General features: G+C 43.0%; 18 protein-coding genes. 3 read left to right on the forward strand and 15 right to left on the reverse strand.

The window, feature by feature from the left end:
- Window positions 1-172 precede the first annotated feature (172 nt).
- Together mqnE (BMZ78_RS03745) and mqnE (BMZ78_RS03750) are read left to right on the forward strand one after the other, a co-directional pair.
- Entirely contained in the window at window positions 173-1,279 is a 1,107-nt protein-coding gene (gene mqnE / locus BMZ78_RS03745) for an aminofutalosine synthase MqnE (RefSeq protein WP_093228096.1), read from the forward strand.
- Window positions 1,280-1,292: 13 nt separating this feature from the next.
- Window positions 1,293-2,387 carry an aminofutalosine synthase MqnE gene (gene mqnE, locus BMZ78_RS03750; RefSeq protein WP_093228097.1) on the forward strand — a complete coding sequence of 365 codons (1,095 nt, stop codon included), beginning with the start codon at window positions 1,293-1,295 and terminating at the stop codon, window positions 2,385-2,387.
- 36 nt (window positions 2,388-2,423) lie between these two features.
- Here the strand turns inward: mqnE (BMZ78_RS03750) and BMZ78_RS03755 are convergent, their stop codons facing one another.
- From BMZ78_RS03755 to cysK, 5 genes are all read right to left on the reverse strand, one after another.
- The gene (locus BMZ78_RS03755; protein WP_093228099.1) at window positions 2,424-3,905 is read right to left on the reverse strand and encodes a lipopolysaccharide biosynthesis protein; all 1,482 of its coding nucleotides are present in this window, start codon (window positions 3,903-3,905) and stop codon (window positions 2,424-2,426) included.
- Window positions 3,906-4,030: 125 nt separating this feature from the next.
- A complete protein-coding gene (locus BMZ78_RS03760) occupies window positions 4,031-4,270 on the reverse strand; it encodes a YuzB family protein (RefSeq protein WP_093228100.1) in 240 nt (79 codons plus the stop codon).
- Window positions 4,271-4,377: 107 nt separating this feature from the next.
- On the reverse strand, window positions 4,378-4,704 hold the full coding sequence (locus tag BMZ78_RS03765) for a YuzD family protein (RefSeq protein ID WP_093228102.1): 327 nt from the start codon (window positions 4,702-4,704) through the stop codon (window positions 4,378-4,380).
- A gap of 28 nt (window positions 4,705-4,732) precedes the next feature.
- A complete protein-coding gene (locus BMZ78_RS03770; protein WP_093228103.1) occupies window positions 4,733-5,866 on the reverse strand; it encodes a bifunctional cystathionine gamma-lyase/homocysteine desulfhydrase in 1,134 nt (377 codons plus the stop codon).
- Window positions 5,867-5,869: 3 nt separating this feature from the next.
- Complete coding sequence (gene cysK, locus BMZ78_RS03775) at window positions 5,870-6,796, reverse strand: cysteine synthase A (RefSeq protein ID WP_093228105.1); 927 nt, start codon at window positions 6,794-6,796, stop codon at window positions 5,870-5,872.
- Between the two features lie 206 nt (window positions 6,797-7,002).
- Between cysK and BMZ78_RS03780 the strand changes: the two genes are divergently transcribed.
- Window positions 7,003-7,230 carry a NifU family protein gene (locus BMZ78_RS03780; protein WP_093228106.1) on the forward strand — a complete coding sequence of 76 codons (228 nt, stop codon included), beginning with the start codon at window positions 7,003-7,005 and terminating at the stop codon, window positions 7,228-7,230.
- Window positions 7,231-7,511: 281 nt separating this feature from the next.
- On the opposite strand, the gene opp4C is transcribed toward BMZ78_RS03780, so the two are convergent.
- The 10 genes from opp4C to BMZ78_RS03830 all read right to left on the reverse strand — a co-directional run bounded on the left by opp4C (window position 7,512) and on the right by BMZ78_RS03830 (window position 19,333).
- Entirely contained in the window at window positions 7,512-8,426 is a 915-nt protein-coding gene (gene opp4C, locus BMZ78_RS03785; RefSeq protein WP_093228108.1) for an oligopeptide ABC transporter permease, read from the reverse strand.
- 17 nt (window positions 8,427-8,443) lie between these two features.
- Window positions 8,444-9,406, reverse strand: a complete 963-nt coding sequence (locus BMZ78_RS03790; protein WP_093228109.1) for an ABC transporter permease — start codon at window positions 9,404-9,406, stop codon at window positions 8,444-8,446.
- Window positions 9,407-9,484: 78 nt separating this feature from the next.
- A complete protein-coding gene (locus tag BMZ78_RS03795; RefSeq protein WP_093228111.1) occupies window positions 9,485-11,134 on the reverse strand; it encodes a peptide-binding protein in 1,650 nt (549 codons plus the stop codon).
- A gap of 78 nt (window positions 11,135-11,212) precedes the next feature.
- Window positions 11,213-12,211, reverse strand: coding sequence for an ABC transporter ATP-binding protein (locus BMZ78_RS03800; RefSeq protein WP_093228112.1), 999 nt, complete (start codon window positions 12,209-12,211; stop codon window positions 11,213-11,215).
- On the reverse strand, window positions 12,208-13,197 hold the full coding sequence (locus BMZ78_RS03805) for an ABC transporter ATP-binding protein (RefSeq protein ID WP_093228114.1): 990 nt from the start codon (window positions 13,195-13,197) through the stop codon (window positions 12,208-12,210). The genes BMZ78_RS03800 and BMZ78_RS03805 overlap by 4 nt, the downstream gene beginning before the upstream one ends.
- A gap of 473 nt (window positions 13,198-13,670) precedes the next feature.
- Window positions 13,671-14,615: an ABC transporter ATP-binding protein gene (locus tag BMZ78_RS03810; protein ID WP_093228310.1), complete on the reverse strand. Its 945-nt coding sequence runs from the start codon at window positions 14,613-14,615 to the stop codon at window positions 13,671-13,673.
- A gap of 82 nt (window positions 14,616-14,697) precedes the next feature.
- On the reverse strand, window positions 14,698-15,720 hold the full coding sequence (locus tag BMZ78_RS03815) for an ABC transporter ATP-binding protein (RefSeq protein ID WP_245739723.1): 1,023 nt from the start codon (window positions 15,718-15,720) through the stop codon (window positions 14,698-14,700).
- A 6-nt stretch (window positions 15,721-15,726) separates the two neighbouring features.
- Window positions 15,727-16,674, reverse strand: a complete 948-nt coding sequence (locus tag BMZ78_RS03820) for an ABC transporter permease (RefSeq protein WP_093228117.1) — start codon at window positions 16,672-16,674, stop codon at window positions 15,727-15,729.
- Window positions 16,675-16,682: 8 nt separating this feature from the next.
- Window positions 16,683-17,612 (reverse strand): ABC transporter permease, encoded by a 930-nt coding sequence (locus BMZ78_RS03825; protein WP_425263912.1) that lies wholly within the window; start codon window positions 17,610-17,612, stop codon window positions 16,683-16,685.
- An 83-nt stretch (window positions 17,613-17,695) separates the two neighbouring features.
- Complete coding sequence (locus tag BMZ78_RS03830) at window positions 17,696-19,333, reverse strand: peptide ABC transporter substrate-binding protein (RefSeq protein ID WP_093228118.1); 1,638 nt, start codon at window positions 19,331-19,333, stop codon at window positions 17,696-17,698.
- Window positions 19,334-19,425 lie beyond the last annotated feature (92 nt).

Here is a 19,425-nt window from a genome sequence, read left to right on the forward strand (position 1 = left end):
CAGCAAGCGACAGGAAACAAGGATAAATCAAGCGGATTGACAAACAAGGGAGATTCTAACATCATTGTTTCATTTATTTCATTCTATTGATGTGATAGAATGAAAGAGAATATTTATTTTTAGGGATACGAAACGATAAACGTTAGTTTGACCCAGGAAGGGAGTCTTTTTCATGGGATTAATAGGTGTAGACACCCTAGATGATATTCAGGAAAAAGTGGAAAAAGGCGAACGCCTGTCCTTTGAAGATGGAGTCCGTTTGCTAAAATCAAACGACCTCTTGAAACTGGGCCAGATGGCCGATCTTGTCCGTCGTCGCAAAAATGGAGATAAAGTATACTTTATTGTCAATACGCATCTCAATTACACGAACGTTTGCTATCTAGATTGCAAACTGTGCGCATTTGGCTTGAAACCCAACAATCCTCGAGCCTATACACTCAGTCTCGAGCAAATTGAAGAAAAATGTAAAGAGATGGCCAAACATCCCTTCACCGAACTGCACATCGTAGGTGGAGTGAATGCAAAGCTGCCATTCTCTTATTATGAAGAAATGATTCGCATCGCCAAAAAACATAATCCACATATCCATGTGCAAGCGTTTACTGCTGTTGAGATTGATTATCTGGCTCGTGTTTCCAAAATGAGTGTCGAAGAAGTCATCTTACGCCTTCGTGAAGCTGGACTGGGTTCCATTTTGGGAGGAGGAGCCGAAATTTTTGACCCTGAAATTCGCAAAATCATTTCAGGTCATAAAACCAATGCAGATCGCTGGTTTGAAATCCATGAAATTACCCATCGCCTGGGAATGAAATCAAATGCTTCCATTCTCTATGGCCATATCGAAAAGCCTGAACACGTGATTGATCACTTCATTCGCTTACGCGAGCTGCAAGATAAAACAGGTGGATTCCAGGCATTCTTCCCATTTGCTTTCCATCCAGACAATACCAAACTCGCTGAAGAATATAATTTGCACGGAAAACAGACAACCGGTATCTACGATCTGAAAATTTTGGCTGTCGCTCGCTTAATGCTGGATAATTTCCCGCATATTCGGGCTTTCTGGATGATGATTGGCCTGAAACTGGCTCAAGTCTCCTTGCAATTTGGTGTGGATGATCTGGATGGAACCGTCATGGAGGAACAAATCGTCCACGCAGCAGGAGCAAAAACCCGACAAATGACACCGAAGCAGGATTTTATCCACATGATTAAAGAAGCAGGTCGTATCCCTGTTGAGCGTGACACACTTTATAACGAAATCAAAGTGTATTGAAAGAGGGATCCATATGTCCATGACCATTAAAAAAGACCTTTCCTATGTGGCAGATAAGGTCAGAAGTGGCGAACGGCTTACTTTGGAAGATGGGTTGATCTTATATGAGTCACCTGATTTGCTCACCATTGCACAATTAGCCAATGAAGTCAATTTAAAACGAAACGGTGAAAAAGTTTATTTTATCCAAAACATGTACATCAATCCCACCAACGTGTGTGAAGCAAAATGCGCTTTTTGCGGTTTTCGCCGGGATCCGGGTGCTGACGGCGCTTATACCATGTCTCCGGAAGAAGTATTGGCTTATGTAAAAGAACGTTATACGGATGGAATTCGTGAATTTCACATTGTGGGTGGACATAACCACACCGTTTCCTTTGATTACTATCTCGAAACGATTTCCATCCTTAAAAAACATTATCCACATGTCACGATCAAAGCATACACAGCTGCTGAAATCGAATTTTTTTCCCGTCTGACGGGTTGGTCCATGGAGAAGGTACTCCAGGAACTCATTGCTGCAGGTCTAGACACCATGCCGGGCGGTGGAGCGGAAATCCTGACCGAGCGCTATCGCCTGAAAATGAGCCCAGAAAAAGCAAGTACCGATCAATGGCTGGAAGCACATCGGATCGCTCATTCACTCGGTTTGAAAACCCATGTCACCATGCTGTACGGGTCCATTGAGACATTGGAAGAACGCTTGACCCACATGATTCGCGTGCGTGAATTGCAAGACGAAACAGGTGGCTTTATGGTCTTTATTCCGCTGGCGATCCAGCCACGCAGTAAAACAGCTTCGATCAAACGCCGGACATCAGCCATGGATGATATGCGGACGATTGCGATCAGCCGTTTGATGTTGGATAACTTCCCACACATCAAAGCGTACTTTATCAATATCGGGACTCAATTAGCCCAATTATCCATGCATTTCGGTGCATCCGATTTACATGGCACCCTGGTGGAAGAACGCATTAGCCATGCCGCTGGTGCTCTAACCCAAACGGCCCTGACCATTGATGAGCTCGTCTGGTTAATCAAGGGTGCGAACCGTATTCCTGTTGAGAGGGATACATTCTACAATGAAATCAAGGTTTATGAATAACTTTCCGTCTCCTGAACAAAAAAGAGCCGGCTCCGATCATTGGAGTCGGCTTTCCCTATTATGTTGCACCTGGACCCGTTTGCGTAACTGCAACAGCCGTTTGGGTGAAACCAGCCCACTTGCAAAAACCGCCACGACCAGAGCAAACAGGCCCAATAAATAATACAACCATAAATGATCCACTTTGGCGATTTGTAAACAGGTAATGCCGCTCATCAAGCCAATAAACATGGCGATATAAATGAACATGGACCGAAAGCGAAAATCAACCGGATAGATTTTCTGGTTTTCCCTGTATAGAAAGAGATTGATTAATAAATAAACCAATATATTCATCATGCACACCGCCCATAGTCCAAAGAGCGGGATCAAAGTCACACTTCCAAGCAAATAAATACCCGCTGCCTGCATAAATACGCGGGAAACAATGGGTGTTTTCTTGTGGAAAAACAATCCCACGCCAATAATCAGATGCAGTGCGTTTAATACGGTGCTAAACGATAAAGCCCACATGTAACGATAGGCCTCAAAATATTCCGGTTTCTGCTCACCAGCAAGCCATTTCATCATAGGTTCGGCGATAAAGCTGAAGCCCATGACCACCAATGAACCGACGATTAAAACCCCTTTTGCCAGCATGCGAAACAATTGGGGCGCATCTTCCCGATCCTTGATCGACATTGAGAAAGGACGCCAAGCGAGTTGGAAGGAAGCCGTTAACAATACAATATAAGAAGCGACACGTGATGCGGCATCAAAAATCGCCGCACTTTTCGGTGAAATCATATAGTATACAAATAAACGGGAAGTGGTATTAATGACCCAAAACGCCATCAAGGTAGGGAGCAGTGGTACACCATACTGCAACAGGTCCTTTAAATATGGCATACGTACGTGCACCGTAAAGTGGCGATACAATAAAAGGAGCAAACCAACCATGACCACTCCCTGTCCCAACAATTGCCCATAGAAAATTCCCTGCAATCCTTGATGCAGGACCATGACAAAGTAAATGCTAACCAACGAGGAACCAGCCATGTTGAGTATGCTAAAAATCACAAAGACCCATTTGCGGCGCTCTAAACGAAGGTAACCCAGCAATAACTGATTGATCACCGAAAACATCGTGGCCACTAAAGCGGTAAACAAAACCCATTGATTTTTTGTACCTGCCTGATAAATCACGGAGGATAGTGGCTCTCTCAATAAGAAAAAGGCAAGAATAAAAATGATCCCGGCCAGGCAACTTAACAGGATCGTGGCGGTCAGATATCCTTTTCTCTCCTCATTCGTCTTTACATCATGATAATAAAAAGCAAGGGCGGCATCGCTTCCCAATATTACGAAATAGGAGATGACCAGCATCATCGTATTCGTAATTCCCCAATCTGCATACTCATTGACAGACAGATACTTGATAAAAATGGGAAACAAAACAAAAGCAAGCAGTTTATTCCCGATATTGACAAAAGCAAAAGCAAATGAATCCGAAAACAGTCGTTTCAATAATGCTTTCATCGATGTCGACTCCTTACGGTTTTATAAACATATATGTGTCTATTATCGCTACATTCCTTCATGAATGACAAGCCAAAAATTGATGGACATCATAATAGCCTGCAGCACATGGCTACAGGCTGTGTTTAGAAGCTGATTTCCATTTCCTCAATGGCTTTATAAATTTTTTCAAGCAGCTCTTCAGCCGTATCTGCCTGAACCAGTTCACCATTCACCAGCGCATAGGGATGGGTAGCACAATTCCCGCAATATCCGAGACATCCGTATTCAATGACATCGACGGAATAATCTTCATCCAGCTTCTTTTTAATTTTCAGCATATCGTCCGTTAAATTATTTATACAAAACTCTATAAGAGGTCTCATTCTCATGCACTCCATTCTGGATTTGAAAAAAGGTTCCAAAAGGAATCAATACCTCTACATATTATATCTTTTCACCATGAAAAAAACCATCCACCAAGGGATGGTTCTCAGGAAACAAGCTGAAGCCCCAATTCTTCCAGCTTCTGGACGATCTTCTTTAATTTTGGATTGCCTTCATCGACAATTTCATCATTAATCACAACAACAGGGTACCATAAATCCTCTTCGATCACACGCCGAGCAAAAGCTTCTTCTTTTTCTCCCTGTGGAGCAAAAATATCGACATACACAATTTCAACCTGGTCACCAAATTTTCGACCCAAAGCTGCATGCAACCAGGCAGCTGTTTCCTGTGAAGAAGGAAGATTTACACAACTGGCACAGACTTGCTCTGCACCATAAACAAATACCTGTACACGGTTTGTCTCAACCATCGCTTATGCTCCTTTGCTTGGTTGATATTTAGGCAAGCGCTCTATCTAAATCATCCAACAAATCGCCTAAATCTTCAATACCTACAGAAATGCGAATCAACCCATCTGTAATACCCAGTTCTGCTCTTTTTTCTGGTGGAATGGAGGCATGGGTCATCCGTGCTGGTACAGAAATCAGACTCTCAACCGCTCCCAAGCTTTCAGCCAAGGTAAAATAGCGGACTCGTTCCATTACTTTTTCCGCCTGTTCGCCACTTCCGACGTCAAACGATATCATCCCGCCAAATCCTCTCGCTTGTCGGGCTGCCAATTCATGTCCAGGATGTGTTGGAAGTCCAGGATAGTAAACTTTTTTCACCCGTGGATGCTGATCAAGAAACTGGGCAATCTGACGGGCACTTTCTTCATGCTGTTTCATACGTAACCCCAATGTTTTCAACCCACGTAACAATAACCAGGCATCAAAAGGACCTATGACACCCCCGATCGAGTTTTGCAAGAAATGAAGCTGTTCCCCCAGCTCCTCATCCTTGGTTACGACAATCCCAGCAACCACATCACTATGTCCTCCCAAATATTTGGTAGCACTGTGAATGACAATATCTGCTCCTAACTCAATCGGATTTTGCCAATAAGGAGTCAGGAATGTATTATCGACAATCAAAAGGAGATCTCTCGCCCGGCAAAGTTCACCAATGGCTGCGATATCGGAAACTTTGAGTAATGGGTTACTCGGTGTTTCCATATAAATCGCTTTTGTATTTTCACGAATGAAATCATTGACCTGCGACAGATCGCTGGTATCAACAAAGGTAGCTTCCAGGCCCAACCGAGAGAAAACCTTGCTTAATACCCGATAGGTCCCCCCATATACATCATCTCCGACGACCAAATGATCTCCTTTGTTAAACATGGAGAAGACCGTTGAAATGGCGGCCATTCCTGATGCAAAAGCAAGCCCGCGAGCTCCGCCTTCGAGTACGGCGACCATTTCTTCCAAAGCCGCACGGGTAGGATTACCTGTTCTTGAGTACTCATATCCTTTATGTTGTCCAATTGCTTCCTGTTTGTAAGTCGAAACTTGATAGATCGGAACACTCACTGCACCTGTTTGTGGATCAGCCAAAGTACCTCCATGGATTAATTTGGTATCGATTTTCATTGGTTACACCCCATTCTGATAGATCTGTTGGCTTAAATACCGTTCGCTGCTATCTGGAAAAATGACGACAATATGTGCGCCTGCTGGTGCTTTCTCTGCTTCTTTCAGTGCAGCATAGCAAGCCGCTCCTGAAGAACTTCCCACGAGCAAACCCTCTTCCCGTGCCAAATCTTTCACCAATCGAAAAGCATCTCGATCCATGACCGTATATACTTTATCAATCAATGCCTGGTCAAAAAATGGAGGGAAAAACTCCATGCCAATCCCTTCTGTTTTATGTGGTCCCGGCTTTCCGCCGCCGATAATCGATCCTTCCGGCTCTACGATTACGGTTTTGATCTCGGGATTCTTTTCCTTTAAAAACTTGGCCACTCCCATAAATGTACCAGAAGATCCGGCACCGGCAACAAAAATATCGATTTTTCCATCCATCTGCTCCCATATTTCAGGACCCGTCGTCTCATAATGCACCTGTGGGTTGGCCGGGTTTTCAAACTGTTGTGGGCAGTAAGCACCTGGAATCTCCTGTTCGAGCTCTTTCGCCTTGCGTATGGCTCCTTTCATTCCCTCTTCTGTTGGTGTATTGACCACTTTTGCCCCCAGGGCTCTCATCAGTTCCTGTTTTTCTACCGAAAACTTCTCTGGCACCACAAAAATGACTTGATAACCTGTACCAACAGCCGCCAGGGCCAAACCAATCCCTGTATTTCCGGCGGTGGGTTCAATAATGGTTCCACCGGGCTTCAGCTTTCCTGACCGTTCCCCAGCCCGAATCAGAGCCATTCCCAAACGGTCTTTGACGCTTCCACCTGGATTAAATGATTCCAGTTTCGCATAAATCTTGACCTTTTCTGGTACACCTATACGCTTGATACGAACCAAAGGTGTATATCCAATAAGCTCTTGAACATTTTCAACCACATTTTTCATGATCAGGCCTCTTTCCCAAATTTGTTCCAGATAATTTTATATTAGCAGGTTGAACCCGGTTTTAAAACTTATTAAACCAATCGGATTTTATTATTTTATTCGAGATGCATTAAAAGTCATCTTGATTTTCCAGGCAAAAAAACCTAAAATGAATGTGATACCAAGGTTGGATGAATCTTTGTCCAACCTGAAAGGAGCAACATTGCATGAGTGTAGAAGAACGTGTACAAGAAGTATTAGATAAACTGCGTCCCTATATCCAAAGAGATGGCGGAGACGTGGAGCTCGTTGAAGTTGAAGATGGCATTGTTCGTGTTCGCTTACTCGGTGCATGTGGAAGCTGCCCAAGCTCTACCATCACCTTAAAAGCTGGAATTGAACGGGCATTGATGGAAGAAATTCCAGAAGTAAGAGAAGTGGAACAAGTTCTATAAATGACGTCCTTTTCGATCACCTCTTTCTAGATGAAAGAGGTGTGTTCATTTTTTACATTTCATTTCTCACATTATGATGGATGGACTAGAAAGCAGATCAATAAAGTTTATATTTATTGTAAACGCTTTCTTTCGCTTATATAATAAAGCCGCCTACAACCTGGAAAGAGCGGATCAAGCATATGTAAGCGAAATATTGCTTAAAAAAAGAACTTGTTTGCTGAAAACAAGTTCTTTTTATTTTGTTAAATAATAACAAAACCTATCATGGTGCTAGGCCTTCATCTCCGTGTAGACTTGATATCAAACGCATCTCGCAATCCGTCGCCGATAAAATTGATGGACAAAACCGTGAGTACTACCATCAGCCCGGGTGGAATCCAAAGCCATGGCTGATCCGTCAAAACCGTTACATTGCTGGCTGCGTGTAACATATTTCCCCATGTAGGCGTAATTTCGGGAGCAACCCCAAACCCCAGATAAGATAAGCCTGATTCGGCCAAAATCATCGTTGCCATCAAGAGAGTGGCATTCACAATGATGGTCGGTAATACATTCGGAAGTACATGCTTCATGATGATGCGCAAATCACTGCAGCCAATGGCTTTTGCGCTAAGCACATACTCCCGTTCACGAATGGACAAAACTTCCCCTCGAACAAGCCGGGCTGTCACGGGCCATGAAGTCAAACCAAATACCGCAATCAATGACCAGATCGTGGTTTTTTGCATAATCGTCACCACAAACAACATCAACAGCAAAGTTGGAAGCACGAGAAGAATATCCACCATCCGCATAATCAATGAATCAATCCATTTTCCATAATAACCTGCAATAGCTCCCAAAAAACCACCGATCAAGACAATCATGATCGACGAAACCAGGCCAACCAATAATGAAATCCGCCCTCCATACAACAATCGGGCAAATACGTCTCTGCCTACATCATCTGTTCCCAATAAATGCTGATCATCAGGCTCACCATCGATATTGTAGATATCCGGTTTATTAGGGTCATAGGTAGCAATGAATGGAGCAGCCACAGAAATCAACACGATCAGGAACAGAGTAATCAATCCGACCACTGCCAATTTGTTCTTCATAAAGCGGCGAACAGCCAATTGCCACACAGACTGGTGTTTTTTCCTGGCGTTTGGTAGTGGTGAAACGACTGTATCTGGAGAAATCGCTGGCATTCGGTCTTCACCTCCCATTAATCATATCGAACTCGTGGATCTGCTTTCGAATACAGGATATCAGCAATTAAATTCCCCAGTAGGATACTAATGGCAATAATCATATAACAGGCCATCATAACAGGATAATCACGGTTAACCGTTGACTCAAAAATGAGGCGCCCAAGCCCTGGCCATGTAAAGACGGTCTCTGTCAATACAGCACCGGCAAACAAGCTTCCCAGGTCTAATCCAAAAAACGTAATCAAAGGCATTAAGGCATTGCGCAGTACATGTTTTCTCATGACTACCTTTCGAGGCAATCCTTTGGCATAAGCCGTTCGAACATAATCCTGTCTTTTGGCCTCAAGAACGCTGGAACGAATATAGCGTGTATAACTCGCTACGCTCAAAACAGCCAACGTGGTGGCCGGCAGGATCACATGATGCAATTTATCTAAAAGCAAGCGAAATCCTGTATAACCAGCACCTGCAGTCATCGTTCCACTTGACGGAAACCATTCAAGATTAAAAGAGAATATGTAAATGGCTAATAGTGCACCAAAAAAGGTTGGCAGAGAAAGCCCGATAAAAGAAAAGGTCGTAATGGTATTATCCATCAGCGTATAGGGCCGATTGGCTGAATAAATACCAATGGGAATGGCCAGCAAATAAGTAATGATTAAAGTAATGACTGCCAAAAATACCGTATTTCCGACCCGATCCGAAATCAATTCAGAAACGGGAAGTTTATTTTTAAACGAAATGCCAAATTCCCCTTGCATAAAATTTTTTAGCCAGATGAAATATTGTTCGATGGGACTTTTATCAAGCCCAAACTTTTCTCTCATCTCTTCTATATACTTGTGATCCACATGGGGATTGAGCTGTTGGGTAAAAGCATCGCCCGGCACAGCCTGAACCAGTGAAAACAGCAGGACCGAGATAATAAATAGAACGGGAATCATCCCCAATAATCGCCTCAAAATATATTTCCCCATCCGCTGACCTCCTTTCACGAGAAAGAAAAGGGCAGTGAAGCCGTGCAAAACAGCTTACACGCCCTCTTCCATATTTTGTTATTTATCTGAAACCCACCAGTCTTCTGGCAATCCTCCACGATAGTCCCATACCACTCCTTTGACCCGTGGATTCCAGGCGGCCATTTCTGTACGACCATACAGGAAAACCTGTGGTGCCTCTTCGCTTATCAGCTCTGTCCATTTTTTCAATAGTTCTTTCCGTTTGTTACGATCGCGCTCAACCTGTTGCTGTTCAATCAATTTATCATTTTCCGGATTTTTGAAATTCAGTTTATTAAACTCATCGTTTGAACGCCAAATCCCTGCCGGATCTGGATCCACATCAAGTCCCCATGCCATCAGGAACGTTTCCAGTTTTCCCTGATCTTGCAGTTCCAGGAATGTTTTCCACTCTTTGGGTTGGGCAATTTCAGCATTGATGCCTGCTTTTTTCAGATTGTCTACCAGAATCGGAGCCATTCTGGCACTGGTTGTTGAATCACTTGGATAGTTGATAATCACTTTATAAGGTTTTCCTTGTGGATCTTCGACCAATCCATCCCCATTTGCATCTTTGTATCCTGCTTGCGCCATCAGTTGTTTGGCTTTATTCGGGTCATACGGATAGGCATTTTCCAGGTCAGGATTGTATGCCCAACTCAGTTTTGGAATATGTTGGTTAATCAAATAACCATGTCCTTTCATCAAGCCATCGACAATCCCTTTTCGATTAATCGCATACGTAATCGCCTGTCTTACTCTTTTATCCTTATATTTCGGATTGGCATTGTCCAATCCAAGGTAACTATAGGTAAAAGCAGGTGCTTCTTTGGTAACCAATTTCTTATCCTTTTTCAAATTATCGAAGTCTTTTGCTGATAATCCCGGATAAAAATCAATTTCTCCCTTTTTCAAGGCACCTACTGCCACATCCTGTGATAAAACCTTAAAGACCAGTTGATCAACATGTGGTTTTCCTTTCCGGTAATAATCTTTGTTCTTCTCCAGGATGACATACTCGTTTGGTTTCGCTTCTTTCAGTTTAAATGGCCCACTTCCAACCACTTTGGTTCTTGTGGCTTCATGGTTCGCCAAATCTTTTACTTTTACTTTTTCAAAAACATGTTTCGGCATAGGCCAAGACCACAATTTAAATTCAAAGTTCGCATAAGGCCGAGCCAATTCAACCTTGATGGTATAATCATCCACTTTGGCAATTCCAGAAATCTTGTTGGCCTTTTTCTCTTTCTTCTCTTTTGCTCCCTTGATCACTTCGACATAATCAAATCTTACCCCGGTATATTCAGGATCTGCGATCGCTTCCCACGTAAAAATCATGTCATCAGCTGTGATCGGTTTTCCATCATGCCACTTCACATCTTTTCGCATATGGATCGTAAAGAATTTACCGTCAGGGGAATACTCCCATTTTTCTGCCAGGCGCGGTTCCAGTTCTGTCTTTTCATTTTCTTTCCACAAAGGTTCAAACACTCTATTCACAATATGTGAATCAGTTTCATCTTCCCACATGATGGGATTAAACTTGCCAACAAAAGCAGCCGTTTCCGCGATGGTTATTTTGCCTCCATCGACTGGCTTACCATCTGATGCTCCGTTATTTCCATCTTTCTTTTCATTACAGGCAGCAAGAAAAACAGAAAGAACCATCATGAGTGCCAAGCCAATGACAAACCATTTTCTTTTCATCAGGATCAAACCCTCCCTTTGATTTAATTATCTGAAATATTCTGCCCCAAAAAACAAATGCTCTTTCCCGGGTCTGTATCACCCCTTTCCACGATGCCCAATCGATTCGTTATCATAAAGATGACATGCAACATAATGTTCTCCTCCCAGATGAGTCAGTTGTGGACGTTCCTGTTTACAGCGTTCAAATGCTTTTGGGCAACGTGGATGAAAGGCACATCCTGTTGGCGGATTGGCGGGATTTGGCACATCTCCTTTCAAGACAATCCGTTCTCTTCTCAGCTTGGGATTAGGAATGGGTACTGCTGATAATAATGCCTGCGTATAAGGATGAGCACCTTCATCATAAATCTCATGCTTTGTACCCATTTCTACCATTCGGCCCAGATACATCACGCCAACCCGGTCAGAAATATGTTTGACTACGCTTAAATCATGGGCTATAAATATGTACGTCAATCCAAATTCCTCTTGCAAATCTTCCATCAGATTAATTACTTGGGATTGGATCGAAACATCCAAAGCGGATACAGGCTCATCAGCTATAATCAGCTTGGGCTGCAAGGAAAGAGCTCGAGCAATTCCAATCCGTTGCCGCTGGCCACCACTAAATTCATGGGGATACCGGTCAATCTGCGAACGATTCAAACCTACGGTTTCAGCAATTTCCAGCACCTTTTCTTTCCGTTCTTTTGCAGAAGCATACATTTGGTGAACTTTGAGCGGTTCCTCTATCAGTTCTGCCACACTCATTTGCGGATTCAAGGAAGCATATGGATCCTGGAAAACCATCTGCATATGACGACGTGCTTTTCTCAACTGACTTTTGGGCAACTCGGCAATATTATTCCCATCAAACCACACTTCCCCGGATGTGGGTTCAATCAGACGTAAAATCGCCCGTCCTGTCGTTGATTTTCCACATCCTGATTCTCCCACCAATCCAAAGGTTTCTCCCTTTTTCACATAAAATGTGACATCATCAACCGCTTTGACTGTCCGAACCGTTCGCTTTAAAAAGCCACTTTTTATCGGAAAATATTTACACAGATTTTTCACTTCCAACAGATGACTCATGCTTTCGCTTCCCTTTCTTTCGTCTTGTGCAAAAAACAACGTACCACATGTCCAGCATCAATCTCATAGAGATCAGGTTGCGCATGCAGACACTCTTCCATGGCTTGATCGCAACGCGGGGCAAATCGGCAACCTTTCGGAAATTCATCTGGGGACGGAACAATACCACGAATGGAATACAGGCGTTTTTGTTCCTTTTCCAGCGTTGGAACGGATTTCATCAATCCTTCGGTATAGGGATGGGCTGGCTTTTCAAAAAGGGTATGTACATCGGCTTCTTCAACGACTTGCCCTGCATACATCACCACAACCCGATCCGCCATTTCCGCTACGACTCCCAGATCGTGCGTAATCAAAAGGATCGATGTGTCAAACTTCTCTTTTAATTCTTTCATCAATTCAAGGATTTGAGCCTGAATGGTTACATCCAGAGCAGTGGTTGGCTCATCGGCGATCAGCAGTTTCGGATTGCTTGACATGGCCATGGCAATCATAATCCTCTGTCTCATTCCACCAGATAACTGATGCGGATATTCATCCATGATTTCTTCTGCCCGTGGAATACCGACCAGCTTTAACATTTCAATCGCTCTGGATCTGGCTTGTTGCTTCGTTAATTTCTGATGCAGAATGATCCCTTCCGTCAGTTGTTCTCCAATCGATAACACGGGATTCAGAGAAGTCATCGGTTCCTGAAAGATCATCGCGATATCATTGCCTCGAATATGATACATCTCTTCTTCCGATTTTTTCGTCAGATCTTCCCCTTCAAAAACAATTTTCCCTTCCACAATTTTTCCATTTTCAGGAATAAGTCTCATGATCGATAATGAGGTTATACTTTTTCCACAACCAGACTCCCCAACCAGTGCCAATGTTTCTCCGCGATGAATGTTAAAATCGACCCCATCAACTGCTGGAATTCTGCTTTTGTCACTGATAAACTGTGTCTTTAGGCCCTTTACTTCGAGCAACGTATCAGCCATGCAACTACCACCACTTTCAGAAATAGTGCGATCATCGGGAATATATAGTGAAAACAAAAGAGGTTTATGTTCAAATTTTATAACAGAATAGAAAGAAAAATAATATTATCATTTATTATAAGATTTTTCATTTGAATATATTCTAATATAAATAAAATCATTTTTCCATATAAATTTAAAAAATAAACTATTAAGAAACCACTTATTAGTAATATAATATATAAATTGACTATTTACAATTATTTCTGGACTTATTTCAGACAGGAAAGTTCATGTTTTGATTTAGAAATTTAATGCACTAATTGAATAGAATAAAACCAGAGAGGATGAACCTTTTATTCTCCTCGGTTCTTTACCTTATCGCTACGTCAAACTTTAAAATATAAAAAGACGATGAGATACTACATCCTTGTAGCAAATCATCGTCTCTTCCCAATCGCAAATCATAAAAAGGGAAAAAATGATTCCATCTGTCATGAATACAAATGACAAGCTACCCAGTGGTTTTCTTTGATTTCCTTCCACTCTGGTATCACTTGAGAGCAAATATCTTTCACTTTTGGACAACGGGTACGGAAACGGCATCCACTTGGCGGATTGATCGGGCTTGGTACATCCCCTTGAAGAATGATTCGTTCTCTGGTTTTGGCAACCTTTGGATCTGGAATCGGTACAGCAGAAAGAAGCGCTTCGGTATACGGATGAAGTGGCTCTTCATAAAGCTTGTCGCTATCTGCTAATTCAACCAGATTTCCCAAATACATTACACCCACACGATCACTGATATATTTCACCATCGACAAATCATGGGCGATAAAGAGATAGGTCAATCCTCTTTCTTTCTGTAATCTCTTCATCAAGTTGACCACTTGGGCCTGAATCGAAACGTCCAGAGCCGAAATCGGTTCATCCGCAATAATAAAGTCAGGCTCCACCGCCAGTGCACGGGCAATTCCGATCCGCTGCCGCTGGCCACCACTGAATTCATGGGGATAACGTTCCAGGTGCGATTTGTTCAAGCCAACCGTCTCTAACAGTTCAACAACCCGTTTCTCCCTCTCTTCACCCGTTGCCAAGCCATGAATATCCATACCTTCCGCAATAATATCCAGTACTTTCATCCGTGGATTGAGCGAGGCATAAGGATCTTGGAAAATCATCTGCATTTTGCGGTTGAACTCTTTCAATTTCTGGCCTTTTAATTGATGCACATCTTCGCCGTTGAAAATGACTTTTCCATCGGTTGCCGAATAAAGGCGGATCAAAGTACGTCCGACTGTGGACTTACCACAGCCTGATTCACCTACCAAACCAAGCGTTTCACCACGACGCACCTGGAAGGTTACACCATCGACCGCTTGAACGATTTGGCGACCAATTTTAAAGTGTTTTTTCAGATTTTGCACATCCAGAATAATATCCTGTTCAGCTTTGTCTTCTTTTTTCTTCGCTTCCAATTCTTCTTGCTTCACTGCTTGTATTTTGTTTTCTTGATTCACCTTACTCCCCTCCTACCGCTGCAGCTGGTGGTTCCACCTTGGGTGCCATTGGATGTGTCAGCCAGCATGCTACCTGATGTGTCGATGAAACTTCGGTCGTATCTGGCATCTCTTCCAGACAGATTTTCATCGCATGTTTGCATCTGGCTGCAAAAGGACAGCCTTTTGGCGGTTTAAACAGATCCGGAGGAGTTCCAGGAATCGGCAGCAGTTCTTGGTCACTCGTTTGATCCAGTCGTGGCATGGAAGCCAGCAAGCCCCATGTATAGGGATGCTTCGGATTATAAAAGATCTCTTCCAATTTGCCCGATTCAACGACTTTCCCGGCATACATCACGACAACTCTTTCAGCGATATCTGCAACAACACCCAAGTCATGGGTAATCAAAATAATGGATGTTTTGATTTTTTTCTGCAAATCTTTCATTAAGTCAATTATTTGTGCCTGAATGGTTACATCCAACGCAGTGGTTGGTTCGTCAGCAATCAATACCTTGGGAGCACATGCCAGCGCAATCGCAATCATCGCCCGTTGTCTCATCCCACCACTGAATTGGTGTGGATATTGATTGAAACGTTTTTCCGGACTGGGAATCCCTACCAAACGGAGCATTTCTATCGCTTTTTTCTTTGCATCTGCTTTGTTCATTTTCTGATGCTTGATGATCCCTTCCATGATCTGGCTTCCAACTGTCATCGTAGGGTTAAGGGAGGTCATTGGATCCTGGAAGATCATCGCAATTTGCGTACCCCGAATCTTTTCCATCTCTTTTTCAGATACTTTGGTTAGATCTTTTCCGTCAAATAAAATTTCTCCACCTTTGATGACCGATGGCGGACTGGGGAGAAGACGCATAATGGTTTGTGAGGTTACACTTTTACCACAGCCCGACTCACCGACAATCGCAATGGTTTCCCCTTCTTTCAGATCAAAGGATACTCCGCGTACAGCCTGTACTTCGCCCCCGTGCGTCTTAAAAGAAACCTGTAAATTCCGCACTTCCAATACTGTTGACATTTCCATCCCTCCTTATTTCCTCATTCTCGGGTCAAGCGCATCGCGCAATCCATCACCGATCAGGTTAAATGACAACATCATAGTTCCCAAAACGATAGCTGGAATTAATAATTCATGCGGAAAAATTTGCAAGTTTTTCGCACCATCGTTAATAATTACGCCCAAGCTTGCTTCAGGTGGACGAATACCCAAGCCGATAAAGCTTAAAAAGGCTTCATAGAATATCGCTGTTGGGATCGCAAACATAATCGCTACAATAATCGGGCCAATGACGTTCGGCAACAAATGCTTGAACATAATCCGGAAATGGCTTGCACCCAAGGTTTTGGCTGCCAAGACATACTCCTGGCTTTTCAGTTTCAATACTTGTGCACGCACAACCCGAGCGGTTGGCAGCCAGTTCGTCAGTGCCAATGCCAACGCAATCGGTAAAATTCCCGGTTCAAATACGATCAGGAGTAAAATAACCACAATGGTGTTGGGTATACTATATAGGACTTCAATCACGCGCTGCAGGATGTCATCTACGATTCCACCAAAGTAACCGGAAATGACACCAATCATCACACCCAGAGCAATCTCCAGAATCGCTGCCAGGAAAGCAATCATCAGAGAAATTTTCGTTCCATACCAGACCCGGGTCCATAAATCGCGGCCAAGGTTATCCGTTCCAAATCGATAATCATCGCCACTAATCAAACTCTGGATCGTCGGTTCCATATCCTGAAGTGACAGGTTTTGCGTCTGATAATCCGTTTTCCCCATGGAAGGGCCAATAAATGTAAAGAAAAGAATAATTGCTAGTAAAACAACGCCAATCATGGCTCCTGCATTTCTATAAAATCGGCGCCAAACATCTTTCCAAAAACCGACCGATGGTCGTGAAATCTGGTTTTGTGCCATATTGTCCATTTTTACCGGTTGAAACATTTCTTTTGTGAGCTGCACAGATTCTTTCATCAAACCATTCACTCCTTCCCGCCTTGAGTTATACGAATGCGCGGATCAATCAGTCCATACAAAATATCCACAATAAAGATGGCCAATAACAGGAATGCACTATAGAAAATGGTTACTCCCAAAATCATGGTGTAATCGTTATTGGTAATCGTTTCCACAAACAACTTGCCCATTCCCGGAATGGCAAAGATCAGTTCAACTGTCATAGAACCAGTCATGATGTTGACCGTCATAGGGCCCAAAATGGTTACCGCCGGAATCAATGCATTGCGCAAAGCGTGTTTAAAAATGATCGCATTTGAGGCCAATCCCTTTGCTTTCGCAGTTTTGATATAATCCTGCTCCATGACCTCAACCATTTCCGTTCGGATATAGCGGGAGATTTGAGCAATCACCAAACCAGACAAGGCCAGAGTTGGAAGTACGGTATGTTCCCAAGTCCCCCAGAGCGCAACCGGAAACCAGCCCAATTTCAGACCAACCACATAGGATAACACTGCAGCTACCACAAACCCGGGAACCGAAACTCCCAGGATGGCTATCACGGTCGCCATATTATCGATCCAGCTTCCCCGTTTCAATCCTGCGATTACTCCCAAAATGATACCGATGATCGATCCAAATAGAATCGCCTGTAATCCCAACTGCGCAGAAGCCGGAAATCCTTCCAATACCATGTCTGTGACTTTGCGACCGTCAAAAGTCAACGATGTTCCCAGGTCTCCTTTCAATAAACCGCCAAGGTATCGGAAATATTGAACATGTAATGGATCTTTCAAACCATATTCTCTTAAAATCTGTTCTTTCAGTTGAGGAGGAAGCTTTTCTTCATTGCGAAGTGGACTTCCCGGAAGCATGTGCATCAGGAAAAAGGTGACGGTAATAATCAACCATAAGGTGACCGCCATGTAGGCAAAGCGCTTCAGCGTATACTTCAATAAATCCACATTCCTCACATCCTTTCATCAAGATACAAGGTATATGTCGCAACGGACATATACCTTGTACTTTTATTACAAAATTATTTAGATTCGATATATGCTTCTTTCAGGTCAAAATCTCCACCAATGAAGTGCCATTTGACTCCTTTAACATACGGTTTTACCAGATACAACCGGTCATTATAGTGTGATGGCATAGCTCCTACATCTTCAACAAAGATTTTTTCCGCTTTAATCAGATCTTGAGCCCGTTCTTCAAAGTTTGGATTGGTTGCAGACTTTTTAACCAATTTGTCGTATTCAGCATTACTCCATTTTCCTCTGTTGTTCGGGCTGTCGCTTAAAAAGAATTCCATATACGTCATCGGATCATTGTAGTCAGGTCCCCAACCAAACATCGCCAGTTCAAAGTCGCCCTTCTCGGTCAATTCCAAACGCTGTTTAAATGTTACACTCTTGATTTTTACATTTACTCCAAGATTGGTACGCAATTGCTCTTTGTAGAATTGAGCAGTTTCAGGGTTTGGCTGGATATTGTTGATAAGGAGTTCAAGTTCAGGTGGAGCGGACATACCAATTTCTTTTAATCCTTCTTTCAATAATCTTTGTGCTTCCGCTTTGTTTACTTTTGGCGGTTCTACTTTATACAAATCACGGAACGATTTTCCATTTACTTTAATCTGAGGTGGAACCCAAGCGCCAGCGGGTTTACCAATACGGAAAACTTTTGCAACCAATTGTTCACGATCTACAGAGAGATTAAATGCTTGACGGATTTTTTTGTTACCCAGGAATTTCGCCACTTCTGGTCTTTTTGCCTTAAAGTTGAACATCAGTACCCAACTGCTAGCGTACGGAGGAATGAATTTATCTTTGTGGTTTAAATATTTACTTAAATATGCACCAGTTACGGGACCGCTCCAGTCAAGTTGACCTGTCTCATACAACTTGAGCGCCGTACCTGTCTCCGTTATGGCATGCAGATTCACCGTCTCCAATTTCACCTTATCTTTATCCCAGTAGTTTTCATTTTTCTTCAGCACGATTAAATTCTTTTTCTTTTCTGCAATTTTAAACGGTCCAGTAAATGCCATCTTATCCGGTCCTAAAGCATACTGTTTTCCAAACTTTTTCACCAGGTCTTCCCTTACTGGAAAATAGGTTGCAAAGGAGACTAAATCCAGGAAGAAAGGAATCGGTGCCTTAAGTTTTACCTCCAATGTCTTATCATCAAGTGCCTTAACTCCCAGGGAATCTACAGGCTTTTTACCTTGAGTGACTTCTTCTCCATTTTCAAGGTAAGCCATGATGAAAGAATATTGGGATGCAGTCTTTGGATCAGCTGCCCGTTTCCAGGCAAATTCAAAGTCTTTTGCTGTAACAGGCTTTCCATCGCTCCATTTCGCATCACGCAGCTTAAATTTGTATGTTTTCTTATCCGCACTTACTTCCGGCATTCCAGCCGCCAATGCAGGTTGGGGATTTCCATCTTTGTCAAATCGGAAGAGACCCTCTTGCGTATTTTTGGTAATGTCAATCATCGTGGTGTCTCCATCCATCCCGTAGTCCAGGGTTTTCGGCTCTTCACCCATATACCAGTTCAATGTTTTGGTATCTTTAGGCTTGTCCGCAGTTTTGTTGCCACCGCCACCACAAGCAGCCAAAAGCGAAGAAGAAACTAGTAAAAGTGCCAATGAGAGCGCTACTTTCTTGCGCATGCGGTATTGTGCCTCCTTTTTATATATTTTGAAGATATATATGGTTAAGACCAAAGTCTTAATCCCTTAGTAATAATCATATACTTTTTTTG

Origin of the sequence: Thermoflavimicrobium dichotomicum, from assembly GCF_900114055.1 — a bacterium.
GTDB classification, from domain to species: Bacteria; Bacillota; Bacilli; order Thermoactinomycetales; family Thermoactinomycetaceae; genus Thermoflavimicrobium; species Thermoflavimicrobium dichotomicum.

What these genes read in the sequence shown, in the direction of transcription:
- mqnE (WP_093228096.1), top strand. Translation starts at nt 173, where the DNA reads ATGGGATTAATAGGTGTAGACACCCTAGATGATATTCAGGAAAAAGTG.
- mqnE (WP_093228097.1), top strand. Translation starts at nt 1,293, where the DNA reads ATGTCCATGACCATTAAAAAAGACCTTTCCTATGTGGCAGATAAGGTC.
- BMZ78_RS03755 (WP_093228099.1), bottom strand. Translation starts at nt 3,905, where the DNA reads ATGAAAGCATTATTGAAACGACTGTTTTCGGATTCATTTGCTTTTGCT.
- BMZ78_RS03760 (WP_093228100.1), bottom strand. Translation starts at nt 4,270, where the DNA reads ATGAGACCTCTTATAGAGTTTTGTATAAATAATTTAACGGACGATATG.
- BMZ78_RS03765 (WP_093228102.1), bottom strand. Translation starts at nt 4,704, where the DNA reads ATGGTTGAGACAAACCGTGTACAGGTATTTGTTTATGGTGCAGAGCAA.
- BMZ78_RS03770 (WP_093228103.1), bottom strand. Translation starts at nt 5,866, where the DNA reads ATGAAAATCGATACCAAATTAATCCATGGAGGTACTTTGGCTGATCCA.
- cysK (WP_093228105.1), bottom strand. Translation starts at nt 6,796, where the DNA reads ATGAAAAATGTGGTTGAAAATGTTCAAGAGCTTATTGGATATACACCT.
- BMZ78_RS03780 (WP_093228106.1), top strand. Translation starts at nt 7,003, where the DNA reads ATGAGTGTAGAAGAACGTGTACAAGAAGTATTAGATAAACTGCGTCCC.
- opp4C (WP_093228108.1), bottom strand. Translation starts at nt 8,426, where the DNA reads ATGCCAGCGATTTCTCCAGATACAGTCGTTTCACCACTACCAAACGCC.
- BMZ78_RS03790 (WP_093228109.1), bottom strand. Translation starts at nt 9,406, where the DNA reads ATGGGGAAATATATTTTGAGGCGATTATTGGGGATGATTCCCGTTCTA.
- BMZ78_RS03795 (WP_093228111.1), bottom strand. Translation starts at nt 11,134, where the DNA reads ATGAAAAGAAAATGGTTTGTCATTGGCTTGGCACTCATGATGGTTCTT.
- BMZ78_RS03800 (WP_093228112.1), bottom strand. Translation starts at nt 12,211, where the DNA reads ATGAGTCATCTGTTGGAAGTGAAAAATCTGTGTAAATATTTTCCGATA.
- BMZ78_RS03805 (WP_093228114.1), bottom strand. Translation starts at nt 13,197, where the DNA reads ATGGCTGATACGTTGCTCGAAGTAAAGGGCCTAAAGACACAGTTTATC.
- BMZ78_RS03815 (WP_245739723.1), bottom strand. Translation starts at nt 15,720, where the DNA reads ATGGAAATGTCAACAGTATTGGAAGTGCGGAATTTACAGGTTTCTTTT.
- BMZ78_RS03820 (WP_093228117.1), bottom strand. Translation starts at nt 16,674, where the DNA reads ATGAAAGAATCTGTGCAGCTCACAAAAGAAATGTTTCAACCGGTAAAA.
- BMZ78_RS03830 (WP_093228118.1), bottom strand. Translation starts at nt 19,333, where the DNA reads ATGCGCAAGAAAGTAGCGCTCTCATTGGCACTTTTACTAGTTTCTTCT.